The sequence below is a fragment of the Micromonospora sp. H61 genome, from assembly GCF_018070325.1.
Lineage (GTDB): Bacteria > Actinomycetota > Actinomycetes > Mycobacteriales > Micromonosporaceae > Micromonospora > Micromonospora salmantinae.
The window spans coordinates 1-19,581 of sequence record NZ_JAGPXY010000034.1 but is presented as its reverse complement, the minus strand read 5'-3'; the positions used below and the strand labels follow the sequence as shown (position 1 = coordinate 19,581).

Genomic DNA, 19,581 nt, shown 5'->3' with positions numbered 1-19,581 from the left:
TCACTCCTCCGTCGCGATGAACACGTTCTTGACGTCCGTGAAGGAGTGCAACGCGTCCGGGCCCAGCTCACGGCCGAGCCCGGAGCGCTTCATTCCGCCGAACGGGGTCCAGTAGCGCACCGAGGAGTGCGAGTTGACGCTGAGGTTGCCCGAGTCGACGGCGCGGGCCAGGCGCAGGGCCCGACCCACGTCGCGGGTCCAGATCGAGCCGGAGAGGCCGTACTCGGTGTCGTTGGCGAGCCGGACCGCGTCCGCCTCGTCGTCGAACGGCAGCACCGAGACCACCGGGCCGAAGATCTCCTCCCGCCAGTGCCGGTCGGCCGGCGAGTCGGCCAGCAGCACAGTGGGCGCGTGCCAGAACCCGGGGCCGTCGGGGCAGGAGCCGGTGAAGGCGACAGTCGCCCCGGCGAGGTAACCGGCTACCCGGTCCCGTTGGGCGGCGGAGATCAGCGGGCCCATCTCGGCGGTGTCGTGGGACGGGTCCTCGACGCGCACCGCGCGTACCGCCGGTTCGAGCAGTTCCAGGAACCGGTCGTACACCGAGCGCTGGACCAGGATCCGCGACCGCGCGCAGCAGTCCTGGCCGGCGTTGTCGAAGACCGCGCCCGGCGCGGTCGCGGCGGCGCGTTCCAGGTCGGCGTCGGCGAACACGATGTTCGCGCTCTTGCCGCCCAACTCCAGGGTGAGTCGCTTCACCTGGGCGGCGCAGCCGGCCATGATCCGGGTGCCGACCTCGGTGGAGCCGGTGAAGCAGATCTTGCGGACCGCCGGGTGGCTGACGAACCGTTCCCCCACCACCGAACCCTCGCCCGGGATGACGGTGAAGACGCCGTCGGGCAGGCCCGCCTCGCGGGCCAACTCGGCCAGGCGCAGCGCGGTGAGCGGGGTCAACTCGGCGGGCTTGAGCACCACTGTGTTGCCGGCGGCGAGCGCCGGGGCGAACCCCCAGGCGGCGATGGGCATCGGGAAGTTCCAGGGCACGATCACGCCGACCACACCGAGTGGCTCGTGGAAGGTGACGTCCAACCCGCCGGGCACCGGGATCTGCCGCCCGGTCAACCGTTCGGGCGCGCCGGCGTAGTAGTCCAGGACGTCGCGGACGTTGCTCGCCTCCCACCGGGCGTTGCCGACGGTGTGCCCGGCGTTGCGCACCTCCAGCGCTGCCAACTCGTCCAGCTGGGCGTCGACGACGGCGGCGAACCGCCGCAGCAACCGCGCCCGGTCCCCCGCCCCCACGAGACGCCAGGTCGCAAAGGCCGTGGCGGCGGCGGCGATCGCCGCGTCCACGTCCTCGATCGAGGCCGCCGCAACCTCCCGAAAACCCACCCCGCGAGCCGGGTCAACCAAGACCGTCACACCGCCACCCCCATCCTCACGTGGTCAGAGGCGTTCGAAGCCACGGGTCAGCTCCCAGTCGGTCACCGCGGCGTCGAAGGCGGCCAGCTCGACCCTCGCCTGGTTGGCGTAGTGGGCCACCACCTCGGGGCCGAACGCGTCCCGGGCCACAGTGGAGTTCTCCCAGAGGGCCAGGGCGTCGCGCAGGGTGCCGGGGACCCGCTCGGCCTCCGGGTCGTCGTACGCGTTGCCGGTGCACTCCGCGCCCAACTCCAACTCGCCCTCGATGCCGTGCAGCGCCCCGGCGACCAGCCCGGCGATCGCCAGGTACGGGTTGACGTCGGCGCCGGGCACCCGGTTCTCCACGCGCATGCCCTGCCCGTGCCCGACCACCCGCAGCGCGCAGGTGCGGTTGTCGACACCCCACCGCAGCGCGGTCGGGGCGAACGATCCTGGCTGGTAGCGCTTGTAGGAGTTGATGTTCGGGGCGAAGAGCAGGCTGAACTCCCGCATGGTGCCCAGCAGCCCGGCGAGCACCCGCTGCCCGGTCTGCGACAGGTGCGCCGGTCCGTCGCCGAGCATCGCCGACGAGCCGGAGGAGTCCCGCAGCGAGAAGTGGATGTGGCAGGAGTTGCCCTCCCGCTCGTTCGGCTTGGCCATGAACGTGATCGCCATCCCCTCCTGGGCGGCGATCTCCTTGGCGCCGTTCTTGTAGATCACGTGGTGGTCGGCGCAGGCCACCGCCTCGTCGTACCGGAAGGCGATCTCGTGTTGCCCGAGGTTGCACTCGCCCTTGGCGCTCTCCGGGGTGAGCCCGGCGCCGGCCATCTCGACGCGGATGCGGCGCAGCAGCGGCTCCACCCGGGCGGTGCCGAGCAGCGAGTAGTCGACGTTGTACTGGTTGGCCGGGGTGAGGTCGCGGTAGCCGCGCTGCCAGGCGTCCTCGTACGAGTCGCGGAACAGCACGAACTCCAACTCGGTGCCGGCGTACGCGGTCAGCCCGTGCTCGGCCAGCCGGTCGAGCTGCCGGCGCAGGATCTGCCGGGGCGAGGCCACCACGTCACCCGAGCCGTCGAGCCAGGTCAGGTCGGCCAGCAGCAGTGCGGAGCCGGGCTGCCAGGGCACCCGGCGCAACGTGGCGAAGTCCGGCACCATCGCGAAGTCGCCGTAGCCGCGTTCCCAGCTCGACATCGCGTACCCGTCGACGGTGTTCATGTCGACGTCCACGGCGAGCAGGTAGTTGCAGCCCTCGCTGCCGTGCTCGGCCACCTGATCGAGGAAGAACGGCGCGTGAAACCGTTTGCCCTGCAAGCGGCCCTGCATGTCGACCAGGGCCAGCACCACCGTGTCGATCTCACCGGCTTCGACGGCGACCCGCAACTCTTCCAGCGAAAACGGCGTTCTGCTCATCAGGGGGCCTCCATCACCAAGGTCTACTGGCAATCCGGATCACCGTCAATGCCCCCGGCCCGGTCGGCGGCAAACCCGCGAGGAGCTGTCATGCGTCTTCGAGCAGTCCTGGCCGTCGCCGTCCTCGTCACCGGAGGGCTGGGCACGGTGACGGCCGAGGCGGAGGCGCAGCCAACGCCTGGTCCGGTCATCGCACTGGGTGCCGGCGGTTTCGACTTCGCCGACCCGGAGGTCGTCGCGACGGGTCTCGACGTCCCCTGGGGGCTCGACTTCCTCCCCGACGGCAGCGCCCTCGTGGCGCAGCGCGACCTGGGCACCGTGGTGCGGATACGACCAGGGCAGCCTCCCGTGCAGGTCGCCCGGATCCCCGGGGTGGTCGCCGGCGGCGAGGCGGGGTTGCTCGGTCTGGCCGTCTCCCCCCGCTACTGGCTGGACAGGTGGGTGTACGTCTGCTTCACCACCGCCTCCGACATCCGGATCACGCGGTTCCGGCTCAGCACGCCGCAGGCCCAGCAGTTGATCCTCAGCGGGCTCACGCGGGCGTCGGTGCACGACGGTGGGCGGATCGCCTTCGGCCCGGACGGACTGCTGTACGCCGGCATCGGTGACGCCGGTGTCGCCTCCAACGCGCAGAACCTGGCCAGCCGCAACGGCAAGATCCTGCGGATCCGGCCGAACGGCGGCATCCCGGCGGACAACCCGTTCCCCGGCTCGCCGGTCTACAGCTACGGGCACCGCAACGTGCAGGGGCTGGCCTGGGACCCGCGCGGTCGCCTGTTCGCCACCGAGTTCGGTCAAGCCACCTGGGACGAGGTCAACGTCATCGTCCGGGGCGGCAACTACGGCTGGCCGATCGTGGAGGGCCCGAGCAGCGACCCCCGGTTCCGTGCCCCGGTGGTCGTCTGGCCGCCGGCGCAGGCGTCGCCGAGTGGTGTCGCCTTCACCAACGGCGCCCTGTTCGTCGCCGCTCTGCGAGGAACCCGGCTCTGGACCGTGCCGGTGAGGGCCTCCGGACAGGTTGGCACCCCGGTCGCCGAACTCGTGGGCGCCTACGGCCGCCTTCGTACCGTCGTCGCAGCCCCGGACGGCTCGCTCTGGGTGGCCACCAGCAACCGCGACGCCAATGGCACGCCGGCGCCGGCGGACGACCGCATCCTGCGGTTCACGACCGGCGAGCGGCAGCCGCCGCCCGCCGGCCGCGCCGGATCCCACGCCGTTGACGCCGCGCAGCCCTGACCCACTGTGGGGCACCGGTCATTCCGACCCGTCGACCGCCGGCGACCGTCGTTCGTCCGCGGGTTCCTCGACGGTACGAACCGGGCCGGTGAACCACTTGCGGGCCGAGGCGTACCACCAGACCGCGACCACCAGTAGCACCCCGCCGACGGCGAGCGGCGCGTAGTTCACCGCCGACCAGGTGAACCCGTCGTTGCCGGGCACCCCGGCGGGCACGATCGGCAGCACGAAGTAGACGGCGATGATCGCGATCTCGATCACCGCGATCCAGCCGAGCAGCTTGTACTTGCGCCCCAGCGTCCACGGCCCGGGGACGAACCGGTCGCCCATCCGCAGTCGGAGCGCGATCGGGATGAGGAACGACAGGTAGAGCCCGAGCACCGCGACGGAGACGACAGCGTAGAAGGCGATGGGGATACCGGCCGAGCTCTCGTACAGCGCGGGCAGGGTCAGCACCAGGCCGGCCGCCGTGGCACCGATGATCGCGTTGACCGGGGTGCCGTTGCGGTCGACAGTCGACCACAGCCGCCATCCGGGTACGGCACGGTCCCGGCTGAACGCGTACGCCATCCGGCTCATCGAGGTCACGCAGCTCATGCCGCAGAAGAACTGCCCGATGGTCGAGATGATGATGACGATCTTGAAGAAGACCGGGGTCAGCGCCGACTCGAAGATGGCGCCGGAGAAGCCGCCCGCGGCGTTTACCGCCTCGACGTCGGTGGCCGCGAAGAGAAACGCCAGCAGCAGGATCCAGCCGCCGACCGCCGAGTAGAAGATCGACTGCCAGAGTCCGCGGGCCGCGGCCTGCGAGGCGCCCCGGGTCTCCTCGGAGACGTGCGCGCAGGCGTCGAAGCCGGTGATCGTGTACTGGGTCAGCAGGAAGCCCAGCGGCAGCACGTAGAACCAGAACGTCAGCCCGCCGATGTCCCCGTCACCGAAGCCGGAGTTGTTGAACCGCTCGGTGAACACGAACTGGAAGCTCTGGTGGTTGTCGGGCACGAAGACCAGGATGGCGACCACGACGGCCGCGCCGGCCACGTGCCACCAGACCGAGACGTTCTGGAGTACGTCGATGATCCGGTGCCCGAAGATGTTGATCAGCCCGTGCAGCACCAGGATGATCACGAAGAGGACGAACGCCTGACGCAGCGTCCCGGCCCAGCCGTCGAAGAGCGCCGACAGGGTGAGGTTGAGGAACGTCGCACAGCCGTAGTCCACCGAGGCGGTGACCGCCACCAGACCGATCAGGTTCAGCCAGCCGGTGAACCAGCCGTGCACCGGGCGGCCCATGGTGGCCGCCCACCAGTAGATCCCACCCGCGGTCGGGTACGCCGACACCAGCTCCGCCATGCAGAAGCCGATGATCAGGATGAACAGCGAGATCAGCGGCCAGCCCCAGGAGATGGCGACTGGCCCGCCGTTGTTCCACGCCTGACCGAAGGTGGTGAAACAGCCGGCCAGGATCGAGATGATCGAGAAGGAGATGGCGAAGTTGGAGAAGCCGCTCCACTTGCGGCGCAACTCCTGTTTGTAGCCGAGTTCGGCGAGCCGCCTGGCGTCGTCGTCCATCGGTTGCTCGGCGGTCGGCACGGGCGTCGTGGCCACTGCACACCTCCCTGAGGTGGTTCCGCGTGCGAGTGGGCAAAGTGTCGACCCGGCCGATCAAGGCGGTCAATACGTAGTCGGTGGGAATCTCACCGCCGGCGGGCTAATTGCGTTGCCGACCGGCTGTCCCGGCCGGCATCCTGGACCAGTGACCAGGCCCGACATGGGCCCACCCCGGGCGCTCGGACCGCCCGACCCGGTGGCGCGGGGCACGCCTCTCTCTCACGTACGGCCACTCCGCCGTACCCGAAAAGTGCCCCGCGCCCCATTCCCCCTCGTGATCAAGAGGATTGCGTCAGATTTCCGGCAGTGCCTGACCGAAAGCTCTTGATCACCGCGGGAAAGGCGTGGGTCAGGTCAGGAGGAGGCCGGCTACCCAGAGGGCCGCGACCAGGAGGCCGGCCAGGAACTCCACCAGCATCGACAGGCCGGCGGCCTTCAGGGCCTGCACGGTGGACGGCCAGGCGAGCTGGTTACTGCCCAGCCGGAGCCGTTCGGCCGCCCACACCCCGGCGACGAAGCCGAGCACCAGGCCGACGACAGGCACCACGAAGAACCCGATGATGCCGAGCACCCCACCGGCGAGCAGCGTGGACGTCGGCACACCGGTGCGCTTCAGGTTCCGGCCCGGCCACGCGTACTTGATCACGGCGCCACCCCCGGCGACCAGGGTGGCGGCGGCGAACACCGCCCAGCCACCCAGACCGGCGCCACCGAAGACCGCCCAGAGCAGCACACCACCCCAGCACAGCGGCAGCGCCGGCAGACCGGGCACCACCACGCCGGCCAACCCGGCCAGGATGGCCAGCCCGGCCACCACTGTCACCGCCGTCTGCGAGTCCGTCAGGTCCACGCCGCCACCCTCCGTCGCCACCCTCCGGACCAGAACGGTCCCCCACTCACGCCAACGCTCCGCCGCGTAGCCGGGCGGTGATCACGTCGGCCGAGGCGGGCGCACCGAAGTATCGGCCCTGCCCGGTGTCGCAGCGCAGCGCCCGCAGCCGTTCCGCCTGCACGCCCGTCTCCACCGCCTCGGCCGTTACCCACAACTCCAGGGCGTGCGCCAACCGGACCAACGCGTCGACGATCCGTTCGTCGCGGTGGTCGGCCGCCACGTCGGTCCCGTCCGCGCGGATGCCCTCGACGAACGGACCGGCGAGCTTCAGGCAGTGGATCGGCAACCGGCGCAGGTACGCCAGGTTGGAATACCCGGTGCCGAAGTCGTCCACGGCCAGCCGGACGCCGAGCGCGGCGAGCCGGTGCAGGCTGCGCAGGGGTTCACCGGCACTGCCCATCACGGCGCTCTCGGTCAGCTCCAGTTGGAGCAGCTCCGCGGGCAGTCCGCTGGTCTGCAACGCGTCGGCGACGGTGTCCACGATGGCCGGCTCGTCGGCCTGCCGGGCGGCCAGGTTGACGCTGACCACCAGCCTGGCGTCGGGGAACTCCCGCCACCACCGTTCGGCGTCCTCGCAGGCCTGCCGCAGCACCCACTCGCCGAGCCGGACGATCAGGCCGGTCTCCTCGGCCAGGCCGATGAACCGGTCCGGCCCGATCAGGCCCAACTCCGGATGCTCCCAACGGACCAGCGCCTCCACCGCGAGCATGGTGCCCTCCAGCAGCGACACGATCGGTTGGTAGTGCAGCACGAACTCGCCCCGCTCCAGTGCGGCGGGCAGCCCGGCGACCAGCGCCGAGCGGGCGATGTCCCGGGCGCCGCGCTCGGGGTCGTAGACCGCCCACCGGCCCCGGCCCGCCGCCTTGGCCCAGTAGAGCGTGGTGTCCGCGGCCTTCATCAGCTCGGACGCTGTGGTCTCCGAGGCCGGGCACTGCACGATGCCCACACTGGCCGAGACGGCCAACTGGTGCTCACCGACGTGGACCGGGGCCGCGACGGCGGCCAGCGCGGCCTCCGCGACGGCGACCGGGTCGTCGGTGTCGTCCCCTCCGTCGACGAGGATCACGAACTCGTCGCCCCCCATCCGGGCGACCAGGTGGCCGTGGTCGGCCACGCACGCGGCCAGCCGCCGGCCGATCATCACGAGCAGCCGGTCACCGAGGTCGTGGCCGAGACTGTCGTTGATCGCCTTGAAGCCGTCCAGGTCGAGGAAGCACACCCCGACGCGCTGCCCGGCGTCCGCGGTGTCGAGCACCCGCCCCAACGTCTCGAAGAACAGCGTCCGGTTGGGCAGCCCGGTCAGCGGGTCGTGCAGCGCCTGGAAGCGCAGCCGCTGCTGGAGTTCGTACCGCTCGGTGATGTCCTCGATCATCGCGACGGTGAATCGCGGCCGGCCATCGTGTCGGATCAGCGAGACGGCGAGATCCGTCCAGACCACTGTGCCGTCCTTGCGGTGGTAGCGCTTCTCCACCCGGGCGGCGTCGTGCTTTCCCTCGATCAGCTCCTGGTAGAGCTCCCACATCCCGGCGGCGTCGTCGGCGTGGAACAGCGCCGCCACGTTGATCTCGCGCAACTCCTCGATCGAGTAGCCGAGCATGTCGGCGAACGCCTGGTTGACGTCGATGATCCGACCGTCCACGCCGGCGATCCCGATCCCGATCGCGGCGCCGGTGAACACCGCCCGGAACCGTTCCTCGCTCTCGCGTAGCGCCTGCTCGACCTCGTCGCGCGCCTGCCAGGCCGACCGGGCGATCCGCTCCTGCTGGCTGAAGGTGCGGTCACGCAGCGCACGGGCGAACCCGGCGGCCAGCCCGCCCTGCACCGCCGCGATCCGTTCGGCGAGGTCGGCCGGCCGTTCACCGTCGCACAGCACCCGACGTCCGAAGGTCGCGCCGAGCGCGTGCAGCGTCCACTCCAGGGCCTGCGGCTCGGTGAGGTGCGCCTCCACCAGGGCCCGCCCGATCTCCTCGGCCGGGTGGGCGGTGAACGGCTCCGCTCGTACCGCCTGGGCCAGCCGGATCGTGTGCGCCAGCAGCAGCCGCTCGGTCTCGGCCACGCTGAGCGGCACGAAGCCGAGTCGGCGAACCGCGCGGGCCCAGTCGGCGGCGTACCCCTGGGCGTCCGCCCGACCGGCGACGACCCCGGCGGGGTCCCGGCCGGCATCGACCCCGGCGGGGTCCCGGCCGGCATCGACCCCGGCGGAGTCCGGGACGGCGGCCACGAGATCAGCCGGCGGGCTGGTCGTACCGGGCGACGCCCCCGAAGGCGCCGAACCGCTCCGGGTGCTCGTCCACCTCGGACGGTGAGTCCGGGCGCCAGAGCGGCATGTGCACCACGCCCGGTTCCAGGACGGTCCAGTCGCCGAAGAAGCCGGTGACCTGAGCGCGGGAGCGCAGGGTGATCTCGGTGGCGGTGCGGGCGGAGAGGCGCTGGGCGTCCAGCATCTCCTGTGGCTGGTCCTCGAAGGTGGAGTGGGAGACGACCAGGAAGCTGCCCGGCGCGGCCGCGGCCCGCAGGGTGGCCAGGATCGCCTCGGGCCCGTCGGCGTCCGGGATGAAGTGCACTACCCCGGCCAGCAGGATGCCCATCGGACGGCTGAAGTCGATCAGCCCGAGCTGTCGGGTCTCGGCGAGGATCCGCTCCGGCTCGCGCAGGTCGGCGTGGATGACACCGGTCAGCTCGTTGCCAGCCAGCAACTCCCGGCTGTGCGCGACCGCCACCGGGTCGATGTCGACGTACACCACGCGGGCCTTGGGGTTCACCCCCTGCGCCACCTCGTGCACGTTGCCCACGGTGGGAATTCCGGAGCCGATGTCGAGGAACTGGTCGATGCCGGCGTCGAGCAGCACCCGGACGGCCCGGCGCAGGAACTCCCGACCGGAGCGCATGGTGGCGGCGAGATTCGGGGTCATGCTGGCGATCTGCTCCGCCAACTGCCTGTCGATCTCGAAGTTGTGTGCCCCACCCAGAAAGTAGTCGTACACCCGGGCCGCGCTCGGCCTGGTCAGATCGATCTCGGTCGGCAGTCCGTCCGGCATCAGCGTGCTCCCCAGTTCATCGCCGCGGCGCGGGACGGCACCGGCGTCGGGGCGCGCAGCGGGCACGCGTGGGCACCGGTCGACCCGCGGGTCGTGTGGTGTGGACCACTCTAGGCGGCTGACTCCAGCAACAGCGAGATGCCTTGACCAACGCCGATGCACATGGTGGCCAGAGCCCGGCGGCCACCGCGACGGCGCAGCTCCAGGGCGGCGGTCAGCGCCAACCGCGCGCCGCTGGCACCGAGCGGGTGCCCCAGCGCGATGGCGCCACCGTTCGGGTTGACGTGGTCGGCGTCCACTGGCAGCCCCAGCTCGCGCAACACCGCCACGGACTGCGCGGCGAACGCCTCGTTCAACTCCACCACGTCCACCGCGCCCACCTCGACGCCGAGGCGGTCGAGCAGCTTGCGGGTGGCCGGCACCGGGCCGATCCCCATGATCCGGGGCGGCACACCGGCCGCCGCCGCGCCGACGATCCGGGCCAGCGGGGTCAGGCCGTACCGGGCGACCGCCGCCTCGCTGGCCACCAGCAACGCGACAGCGCCGTCGTTGACGCCCGAGGAGTTGCCGGCGGTCACCGTGCCGCCGTCGCGGAACGGGGTGGGCAGCGCGGCCAACTTCGCAAGCGAGGTCTCCCGGGGGTGCTCGTCGACCTCGACCAGGCGGGTCTCCCGACGACCGGCCGGCACTGACACCGCCACGATCTCCTCGGCGAACCGGCCGTCGGCCTGCGCCTTGGCCGCGCGCTGCTGCGACCGGTACGCGAAGGCGTCCTGCTCGGCCCGGCTCACGCCGTACTCGGCGGCCACGTTCTCCGCCGTCTCCGGCATCGAGTCGACCCCCCACCCGTCACGCATCAACGGGTTCACCAACCGCCAGCCCAGTGTGGTGTCGTACACCTCGGCCGAACGGGAGTACGCCGACGTGGCCTTCGGCATGACGAACGGCGCCCGGCTCATGCTCTCCACCCCGCCGGCGATCACCAGGTCCGCGTCCCCGGCGACGATGGACCGGGCGGCGGTGGCGAGCGCGTCCAGGCCCGAGCCGCAGAGCCGGTTGACGGTGCTGCCCGGCACCTCCTCGGGCAGGCCGGCCAGCAGCGCCGCCATCCGGGCCACGTTGCGGTTGTCCTCGCCGGCCTGGTTGGCGCAGCCGAGCACGACGTCGTCGACTCGCGCCCAGTCCACCGACGGGTGGCGGGCGACCAGTTCTCGGATCACGTGCGCGGCCAGGTCGTCGGGGCGGACGCCGGCCAGCGCGCCCGCGTACCGGCCGATCGGGGTGCGGACACCGGCCACCAGGTATGCCACGGTCATCGTGAGTCCTTAGGGGGTGCAGACGGCGGGGGTGGGGCACGCCCACCGGGTCACGAGGGCTGCCGGCCGCCAGGATATCCGCGCCGACAGCGGATAGGTTGACGGCATGGCCCGGGCCCAGTTCAGCGCAGAGACCAGCGGCGGCGGCGCGTTCGTCCGCCAGCCGAACCGGTTCACCGGTCGGGTCACCGCCGACTCGACCTCGCCACCCGGCGGCGGCCCGGACGAGCAGGACCGCTGGCCGCTGGAGGCTGGCCGTTACCGGCTGATCTGGTGCCGGGCCTGCCCCTGGGCGCACCGGGCGAGGATCGTGCGTGGCCTGCTCGGGCTGGACGACGCGATCTCGCTGGGCACCGTCGACCCGATCCGGGACGAGCGGGGCTGGGCGTTCGCCCTCGACCCGGACGGCTTCGACCCGGTGCTCGGCGTGAGCTTCCTCTCCGAGGCGTACCTGGCCACCGACCCGGACTACACCGGCCGGGTGACAGTGCCGGCGCTTGTCGACACCCTGACCGGTCGGGTGGTCACCAACGACTATCCGCAGCTCACCCTCGACTTCTCCACGCAGTGGCGGTCGCTGCACCGTGCGGGGGCGCCGGACCTCTACCCGGAGGCGCTGCGCCCGGAGATGGACGCGCTGATGGCCGAGATCCACACCGACGTGAACAACGGCGTCTACCGGTGCGGGTTCGCCACCTCCCAGCAGGCGTACGACGAGGCGTTCCGGGCGCTCTTCGCCCGACTGGACGCGCTCTCCGAGCGGCTGGCCGGGCAGCGCTACCTGATGGGCGACGCGATCACCGAGGCGGACGTGCGGCTGTTCACCACGCTGGTCCGCTTCGACACCGCTTACCACGGGCACTTCAAGTGCAACCGCGACAAGCTGACCGAGATGCCGGTGCTCTGGGCGTACGCCCGGGACCTGTTCCAGACGCCGGGTTTCGGCGAGACGGTGGACTTCGACCACATCAAGCGGCACTACTACGGCACGCACCGGGAGATCAATCCCAGCGGCATCGTGCCACTCGGGCCGGACGAGTCCGGCTGGAGCACGCCGCACGGGCGTGGCTGAGCCGGGTCGGCCGGCCGCCCCGACCGTGCCGAGGGCCCGCGGCGAGGTCGCCCGCCGGGTCGCCGGGTCCGCCGCGGCCGGCTGCACCCTGGCCGGTGCGGTGGCGGTGACGCTCGCCGTGGTCGCCGGTCCCGGTCCAGGGCTCACCGGGTACGTCAGCGAGGCGGGCATCGCCGGCAGCGCTCACGCCGCGACGTACCGGATCGGGATCCTGGCCCTTGCCGGCGCGTTGCTGTTGATCGGCGCGGCGCTGCCCCCCGGGGTGTGGGCGGCGGCCCCGGCGCTGCTCGCCACCGGGGCCGTGTTCACCGCCGTGTCCGGGGCGGTGACCTGCTCCGGCGGCTGCCCGTTGCCGCCGTTCGAGCGCGCGACGACGGCGGACCTGGTGCACGGCGGCGCGAGCATCGCGGCGACCGCCGCTGTGGTCTTCGCCATGATCACGCTGGCCGTCTCCGGGCCGGCCGGCCGGACGGTCCGTCGGCTGGCCGGCGTCGCCGCCGCGCTGGCTCTGCCGCTCTGCGCCACTGTGGGGCTGGCGATGCTCGTGATCGGCCGAGGCCCGGTGGTGGGGGTGCTGGAACGGCTGATCCTCGCCCTCGCGGTGCTGTGGGGCCTGGGCACCGCCACCGCGCTGGCCCTCTGTAAGGAGCCTCACGCCGTCCGGTCCTTCCGATGAGCGGGAATCGGCGTATCGTCGGCCAACGATGACCAATGTCTGGGGCCTCACCGTCCGCCTGTATGTCGATCTCCGACTGCAGGCCAGTGGCATCTGTCCGGGCTAGCCGCGTTTCTACGCCTGCCCCGATCGGACCGGACAATTGGATACATCCCCATGCCCTTCAGCCTGCGCAAAATTCCCTTCTCCGTGCAGATCCTGCTCGGCCTCGTGCTCGGCGTCGCGCTGGGCTTCCTTGCCCGCAGCAACGACCTGAGCTGGCTGACCAGCACCCTGCACACCGTCGGTAGCCTCTTCGTCCAACTACTCAAGCTGGCCGTGCCGCCGCTGGTCTTCACCGCCATCGTGGTCAGCGTGGTCAGCCTGCGCGGCGTCGCCAACGCCGCCCGGCTCGCCGTCAAGACCCTGCTGTGGTTCGGCATCACCGCGCTGATCGCGGTGAGCATCGGCATCGGCCTCGGCCTGCTCACCAACCCGGGCAAGGGCGTGACCCTCGACCTGGGTGGCGCGGCGCCGCCGAAGAACACCGGCTCGTGGACCGACTTCCTCACCGGCATCGTGCCCACCAACCCGGTCGGCGCGTTCGTCGAGGGCAACGTCCTCCAGATCGTCTTCCTCGCCGTCGTCATCGGTGCCGCGGCCCTGCTGGTCGGCGAAGCCGCCGAACCGTTCGTGGCGCTGAACCGCTCCCTGCTGGAGATCGTCCAGAAGGCGCTCTGGTGGATCATCCGGCTCGCCCCGATCGGCACCCTCGGCCTGATCGGCAACGCCGTCGCCTCGTACGGCTGGGACCTGCTGGCCCCCCTCGCGAAGTTCACCACGGCCGTCTACGTCGGCTGCGCCATAGTGCTGTTCGTGGTCTACCCGCTGGTGCTGATCCTGGCCGGCCGCCTCAACCCGCTGCGCTTCTTCGCCGGCGCCTGGCCGGCTATCGAACTGGGCTTCGTGTCCCGCTCCTCGGTCGGCACCATGCCGGTGACCCAGCGCTCCGTCGAGCGACTCGGCGTGCCCCGCGAGTACGCCTCGTTCGCGGTGCCCTTCGGCGCGACCACGAAGATGGACGGTTGCGCCGCCATCTACCCGGCCCTCGCCGCGATCTTCGTGGCCCAGGTGTTCGGCGTGCAGCTCGGCATCGGCGACTACCTGCTGATCGCCTTCGTCTCGGTGGTCGGCTCGGCGGCCACCGCCGGTCTGACCGGCGCGATCGTGATGCTCACCCTGACCCTCAGCACGCTGGGCCTGCCACTGGCCGGCGCCGGCCTGCTGCTGGCCATCGACCCGATCCTGGACATGGTCCGCACCGCCACGAACGTCGCGGGGCAGGCGCTGGTGCCGACGGTGGTCGCCGCCCGCGAGGGCACCCTCGACCGGGCCGCGTACGAGTCCGCCGGCCGACGTGACCTGACCGACCCGGTGCCGGTCGCCGACACCCGGCCCGAGCTCACCCCCGTTCCCGCCTGACCGATTCACCAGTACGACGACGGGCCCCTCTCCCCAGGGGCCCGTCGCCGTGTCGGAGAGGATGACCCCATGAGTTCCCTGTTCACTCCCCTGGCCCTGCGCGGGGTCACACTGCCCAACCGGATCGCCATGGCACCGATGTGCCAGTACTCCGCCGGCCCCGACGGCCTGCCCACCGACTGGCACCTGATCCACCTCGGCAGCCGCGCCGTCGGCGGTGCCGGCCTGGTGCTGACCGAGGCGACCGCCGTGCTCCCCGAGGGCCGGATCAGCCCACAGGACACCGGCCTCTGGTCCGGTGCGCACGTCGACGCCTGGCGACCGGTGACGGCGTTCGTCGCCGCCCACGGCGCGGTGCCGGCCGTGCAGCTCGCGCACGCCGGCTTCAAGGCCTCCACCTACCGGCCGTGGGCGCCGGAGCGCGGTGGCGTGCCGGACGCCGAGGGCGGCTGGACACCCGTCGCCCCCGGCTCGGAGCCCTTCACCGCCGGCTATCGGACGCCGACCAGCCTCGACGAGGCCGGCATCGCCGGGGTGGTCGAGGCGTTCGCGGCCGGAGCCGTCCGCGCCCTGGACGCCGGCTTCGCCGCCGTGGAGATCCACGCCGCCCACGGCTACCTGCTCAACGAGTTCCTCTCGCCGCTGACCAACCACCGCACCGACGCGTACGGCGGCGACCGGGCGGCCCGGATGCGGCTCACCCTGGAGGTGGCCCGCGCGGTACGCGCCGCGGTCGGCGAGGACGTGCCGGTGCTGACCCGGATCTCCGCCACCGACTGGGTCGACGGCGGCTGGACGATCGAGGACAGCGTGGTGCTCGCCGGTGAGCTGGCCGGCGTCGGCGTCGACCTTGTCGACGCGTCCTCCGGTGGGGTGAGCACGGACCAGCGCATCCCGCTCGGCCCGGGTTACCAGGTGCCGCTGGCCGCCCAGATCCGCCGCGAGGCCGGTGTGCCGACCGGCGCGGTGGGCCTCATCGTGGAGCCCGAGCACGCCGAGCAGATCGTCGCCGGCGGCGAGGCCGACCTGGTGCTGCTGGGTCGGGAGTTGCTGCGCGACCCGTACTGGCCGCGCCGGGCCGCCGCGAAGCTCGGCGTCACGTACTCCGGCCCCGCCCAGTACGCCCGCGCCTCCTGATCCCGACCGGTCGGGCGGCCGCCGCGTGAGCGGCCGCCCGACCGTCGGTCAGCCGGCCAGGTGCGACCAGTCGCCCTCCAGGTCCTGCCAGGTGCCCTGGGCGGCCACCGTGCCGCCGATCAGCACCACCACGTGGTCGGCCCGGACCAACGCGGCGCGCTTCGCGGTCGAGCCGACAACTGTCACCCCGTGGCCGCGCAACGCCTGCCACAGCGCCAGCTCGGTGGTGACGTCCAGCGCCGACGACACGTCGTCGGCGACCAGCAGTTCGGTACGCGGGGCCAGCGCCCGGGCCAGTGCCAACCGCTGCAACTGCCCACCGGAGAGCCGGGTGCCCTTGTGCCCGATGAGCAGGCCCAGCCCGCCGCCGGCGGCAGCCAGGTCATGGTCGAGCTGGGCGGTGCTGACCGCCCCCGCCGCGTCCACCTGGTGCCCGAGGGCGATGTTGTCGGCCACCGTGCCGGAGAGCACCCGGGGCAACTGACCGACGTAGCCGACCTGGTTGGGACGCAGGAACAGCTCCGGCTCGGTGACCGGATCACCGTTCCAGGCCAGCTCGCCGGTGTGGTGCACGATCCCGGCCAGCCCACGCAGCAACGAGGACTTCCCTGACCCCACCGGCCCGACGACCAGCACCAACTGCCCCCGCTGCACGGTGAGGTCCACGTCCCGGACGGCCACCGTGCCGTCGGAGTGCACCACCCCGAAGCCGCGCAGCTCCAGCCGTCGCAGCGGATGCCGGGGCGGCATGGTCGGCGCGGGCGCCGTCCCGGCGGTCAGGTCGACCTCCGGCACCCCCGCGGAGTACGCGCTCACCCCGGTCATCGCCGCCGTGCGCCGGGTCCAGACCCGTGCCGAGGGCAGCTGCGAGATCAACGACGCCGTCGTCCAGGCGAACCACCGGGCCGCGCCCAGGGTGGACACGGCCACCAGCACCGCCCCGGCGGAGAGCGAGCCGTTCAGGTAGAGCGCCCAGGCGCCGATCGGCAACAGCCCACTGGCCATCGACGGTGTGGAGCGCGCCCACACCTGCACCGAGATCTCCCGCCGCTGCCGGTCGCTGCGCAGCACGTCCAGGCTCGCCAGGTGGCGCAGCACCGCAGTGGTCGCGCCGGCGAGCTTCACCGTCCGCGCCGCGGAGAGCGCGGAGACCAGCGCCGTGGCGAAGGAGGCCCGCGCCGCCACCGTCGCCCGGGCCGCACGCTCCAGCTTCGGCCCGAACAACGTCGCCGCCAGCCCGGAGACGACCATCGTGCCGAGGAAGAACAGCCCGGGTACGACGCTGCCGGTGACCGCCGTCATGGCGACCACGAGCACCAGCGCGACGGTCTGGTCCAGCACGTTGTCGGCGAGCTGGACCACCCGTTCGGTGTCCCCACCCTGCGCCACCACCTCGGCAGGGCTGTGTGAGCTGACCCGGCGCGGCCCGGTCTGGCCGTGCACCAGGCGAAGGCCGATCCGCAGCATCTGCCGCACCCACCACTGCGGGAACCAGACGTGGGTGTAGAACGGCAGCGGCAGTGTGATCAGCAAGCCGGCGACGATCCCCACCGCCGGCAGGTACGGGTTCCCGGTCCCGTCGACCAGGTCCGCCCAGAGCCACGGCAGCACCGGGCCGTCCAACCCGAGCAGGCTGAGCCCGAGGAACAGCACGATCGCGGCCGCACCGTACCGGGGATCGTTGGTACAGAGTCGGAAGATCTCCCGCAGCGTCCGGGCCGGCGGCACCGGCGGCAGCGGCGGCGGCTCGGCCCGGGTCGGCCCGACCGCGCCCTGCGTGCTGTCGGGCGGTGTCTCCCGCGTGGCCTGCCCGTTCGGCTCGGCCCGCGTCGGTGCCGGCTCGGTCGGCCAGGCGGCGGCGTGCTCGGTCGCCGCGACCGGCTCGCCCCGCGCGGGCGCCGGCTCGCTCGGCCACGCGTCCGGACCGGGGCCGACCAGGAGGTCCGTGCCGACGCCGCTGCGACCGGCCGGCGCCACAGTGGCGTACGCGGCGGCGTGGCTGGTCGCCAGGAGTTCGGCGAAGCGTGTCGACGTCTCCAGCGGACCGGCCTCGACCACCGCGCCGTCGGCCAGGACCACCACCTCGTCACAGCGGCGCACCGAGGAGAGTCGGTGCGCGATGACGATGCCGATCCGGTCACGCAGCAGTCGTTCGGTGGCCCGCTGCACCCGCGCCTCGGTGACCGGGTCCAGCCGAGCGGTGGCCTCGTCGAGGATCACCACGTGCGGCTCCCGGACCAGGATCCGGGCGAACGCCACCAACTGCTCCTGACCGGCGGAGAGCACGTGCCCGCCCTCCCCCAGCCGGGTCGTCAACCCGTCCGGCAGCTCGGCGATCCAGCTGGCCAGGCCCAGCTCGTCGAGCGCCCGAGCGGCCGCGTCGAGCAACTCCGGGTCGAAGAGCGCCACGTTCTCGGCGAGCGTGCCGGCCAGGATCTCGGTGCGCTGCGGCACCAACGCCACCCAGCGGCGCAGTTGCTCGACGTCGAGGTCGCACAGGTCGGTGCCGCCGAGGAAGACAGTGCCCGGCGGCACGTCGACCGCCCGGGTGAGCACCTTCGCCAGCGTCGACTTGCCCGAACCGGTCCGCCCGATCAGCGCGTACGAGCGACCGCGCGCGAAGGTGAGGCTGAGCCCGCGCAGCGCGACCCCGCGGCCACCCTCCCCGTACCCGAATGTCAGGTCCCGAATGCGCAGGTCACCCTCGCTCGGGCTGGCCCCGCCCACCGGCTCCTGCCGGGCCTTGTAGAGCAACTGCACCCGCGCCCACGCGCCGAGCGCCTCCTGGATCTCCGGCACCATCCGGCTCACGTGTTCCGCGGTCGCTCCGAAGGCCAGGGCGAGCAGCCAGATGGCGGTGAGCCGGGCGGCGTCGATCCGGCCGGTGGCCAACGCCCAGGCACCGCCGAGCACCACCGCGCCGATGCCCGCCCGGATCGTCGCGGTGGCCACCGTCGCCACCCGGGCGGACAGCACCCAGACCACCAGGCCACGGGACAGCACGGCGGAGGCCCGCCGGGCGTACAACCGCAGCACGTACGGCCGCGCCAGGCTGGTGCGTACGTCGTCCTGCCCGTGCACCGCCTCTTCCATCACGGCCGCCAGGTCGGACCACGCCTCCTCCTCGGCCATCCGGGCCGGGCCGATCCGGGCCGTGGGCCGGCGCAGGCCGACCGCGAGCACCACAGTGAGCAGCAGCATCGCGATCCCCGCCGGCCACCACACGAACACCGCCACGACCATCGACAACAGACCGACGCAGAGGCCCTGGGCGAGCCGGGTGCCCTGGTTACGAATTGCCGACGCCACCTGATAGACGTCCCCGTCGATCCGGTCCAGCAGCTCGCCCACCGGAGTGGTCTCCAGGGTGGGCAGGTCCTGCCCGAGAGCGACGCGGCAGAGCCGGCGACGCACGTCGGCGGACCAGTCGGCGGTCAGGCCGGCCATCAGCAGACTCACCGCGAGGTCGCTGAGGACCACGGCGACCAGGGCCGCGGCCAGTACGGCGAAGAAACCAGCCGAACGATGCACCAGCACCGCGCCGGCCAGGGCCGACGCGCCCGCCTGCCCAGCGGCACCCAGCACGATGAGGACGGCCACGATCGTCACACGACGGGTCGAGGTGCCCCACAGATCACGGAGCAGGCGCATGGAAAGTCCTCCGGATGTGGGGTTGCGGAGACTTCAGCCTGCCGGCGTCGGCGTGTGGATTCAACCGAATTTCCGGCCTCTGAGCTGGGCATCCGTGCAGTTCCGCCAGCGGCGGCAGCGGACCTGCAGGGTCAGCGCCGGCAGAACCCCGGCGGGGCTCCGCACCGCTGGCGTTCTGCCCGATCTGATGCGATCCAGCCAACTTTGGTGCCGGCAGGGGCTTCTTGGTCGACCAGGGGTGGTTTGGGGTCGCACGAGCCACGCCGCATGGGGTGGTTTGTCCGTTGGTGGGTGGTTGTGGGGTGTGACCGGGCGCACTCGTGGGCCGGAATCATGGCCGGGCCGGGGTCGTTACACACCCTGACGATCGCAGCACCACCGACCGGCCGCCGCACCCATGGGCTGGTCGCGCGGGCCGGAATGCCAGCCTCCACCCGGTCGTTACAGTCCCCACGAACGACCACCGGGCACCGCCACGACGAGGGTGCCGGCAGATGGGCCGACCCCGGAATGACCCCGGCCCCCCGGTCGTTACACAGGGACCCGGCGCCACGAGCCCCCGCTCGCCAGGTCGCCGACCCCGACGCCCGTTGGGCGTCACCCCCCAAGACTTTTCTCCTTGTTAGTGCAGCGCCGGACGAGGTGCTCACACCCATCACCGCCGTCCCCCTCTTTGGCGGTGTGGGTGTTCTACCCCCGAAGGAGCTACCCCCATGAACACGATCTTCCGTAAGAGCATGCTGTCTGTT

Annotated in this window: 13 protein-coding genes; 5 read left to right on the top strand and 8 right to left on the bottom strand. The window is 72.2% G+C overall.

The genetic code is table 11. The features are described from left to right. A complete protein-coding gene (locus tag KBX08_RS18445) occupies positions 1–1,347 on the bottom strand; it encodes an aldehyde dehydrogenase family protein (RefSeq protein ID WP_247669629.1) in 1,347 nt (448 codons plus the stop codon). 33 nt (positions 1,348–1,380) lie between these two features. Further along, positions 1,381–2,745 (bottom strand): glutamine synthetase family protein, encoded by a 1,365-nt coding sequence (locus tag KBX08_RS18440; RefSeq protein WP_282102838.1) that lies wholly within the window; start codon positions 2,743–2,745, stop codon positions 1,381–1,383. Between the two features lie 90 nt (positions 2,746–2,835). Here KBX08_RS18440 and KBX08_RS18435 point away from each other — a divergent pair, with 90 nt between their 5' ends. After that, positions 2,836–3,981, top strand: coding sequence for a sorbosone dehydrogenase family protein (locus tag KBX08_RS18435; protein ID WP_210784708.1), 1,146 nt, complete (start codon positions 2,836–2,838; stop codon positions 3,979–3,981). Between the two features lie 18 nt (positions 3,982–3,999). Here KBX08_RS18435 and KBX08_RS18430 read toward each other — a convergent pair whose 3' ends face one another. The 5 genes from KBX08_RS18430 to pcaF all read right to left on the bottom strand — a co-directional run bounded on the left by KBX08_RS18430 (position 4,000) and on the right by pcaF (position 10,835). Beyond that, complete coding sequence (locus KBX08_RS18430; RefSeq protein ID WP_210784707.1) at positions 4,000–5,586, bottom strand: amino acid permease; 1,587 nt, start codon at positions 5,584–5,586, stop codon at positions 4,000–4,002. 352 nt (positions 5,587–5,938) lie between these two features. After that, positions 5,939–6,439 carry a DUF456 domain-containing protein gene (locus KBX08_RS18425; RefSeq protein WP_112638544.1) on the bottom strand — a complete coding sequence of 167 codons (501 nt, stop codon included), beginning with the start codon at positions 6,437–6,439 and terminating at the stop codon, positions 5,939–5,941. Between the two features lie 46 nt (positions 6,440–6,485). After that, positions 6,486–8,702 carry a bifunctional diguanylate cyclase/phosphodiesterase gene (locus KBX08_RS18420; RefSeq protein WP_210784706.1) on the bottom strand — a complete coding sequence of 739 codons (2,217 nt, stop codon included), beginning with the start codon at positions 8,700–8,702 and terminating at the stop codon, positions 6,486–6,488. Positions 8,703–8,706: 4 nt separating this feature from the next. After that, on the bottom strand, positions 8,707–9,519 hold the full coding sequence (locus KBX08_RS18415) for an SAM-dependent methyltransferase (protein WP_210784705.1): 813 nt from the start codon (positions 9,517–9,519) through the stop codon (positions 8,707–8,709). Positions 9,520–9,629: 110 nt separating this feature from the next. Beyond that, on the bottom strand, positions 9,630–10,835 hold the full coding sequence (pcaF, locus tag KBX08_RS18410) for a 3-oxoadipyl-CoA thiolase (RefSeq protein WP_210784704.1): 1,206 nt from the start codon (positions 10,833–10,835) through the stop codon (positions 9,630–9,632). A gap of 106 nt (positions 10,836–10,941) precedes the next feature. Here pcaF and KBX08_RS18405 point away from each other — a divergent pair, with 106 nt between their 5' ends. The 4 genes from KBX08_RS18405 to KBX08_RS18390 all read left to right on the top strand — a co-directional run bounded on the left by KBX08_RS18405 (position 10,942) and on the right by KBX08_RS18390 (position 15,181). Beyond that, a complete protein-coding gene (locus tag KBX08_RS18405; protein ID WP_210784703.1) occupies positions 10,942–11,907 on the top strand; it encodes a glutathione S-transferase family protein in 966 nt (321 codons plus the stop codon). Then, positions 11,900–12,583 carry a DUF998 domain-containing protein gene (locus KBX08_RS18400; RefSeq protein WP_210784702.1) on the top strand — a complete coding sequence of 228 codons (684 nt, stop codon included), beginning with the start codon at positions 11,900–11,902 and terminating at the stop codon, positions 12,581–12,583. The genes KBX08_RS18405 and KBX08_RS18400 overlap by 8 nt, the downstream gene beginning before the upstream one ends. Positions 12,584–12,751: 168 nt before the next feature. After that, positions 12,752–14,044: a dicarboxylate/amino acid:cation symporter gene (locus KBX08_RS18395; protein ID WP_210784744.1), complete on the top strand. Its 1,293-nt coding sequence runs from the start codon at positions 12,752–12,754 to the stop codon at positions 14,042–14,044. Between the two features lie 69 nt (positions 14,045–14,113). Next, positions 14,114–15,181, top strand: a complete 1,068-nt coding sequence (locus tag KBX08_RS18390; RefSeq protein WP_210784701.1) for an NADH:flavin oxidoreductase/NADH oxidase — start codon at positions 14,114–14,116, stop codon at positions 15,179–15,181. Positions 15,182–15,229: 48 nt separating this feature from the next. Here KBX08_RS18390 and KBX08_RS18385 read toward each other — a convergent pair whose 3' ends face one another. Further along, positions 15,230–18,832: an ABC transporter ATP-binding protein gene (locus KBX08_RS18385; RefSeq protein WP_210784700.1), complete on the bottom strand. Its 3,603-nt coding sequence runs from the start codon at positions 18,830–18,832 to the stop codon at positions 15,230–15,232. Positions 18,833–19,581: the final 749 nt, after the last annotated feature.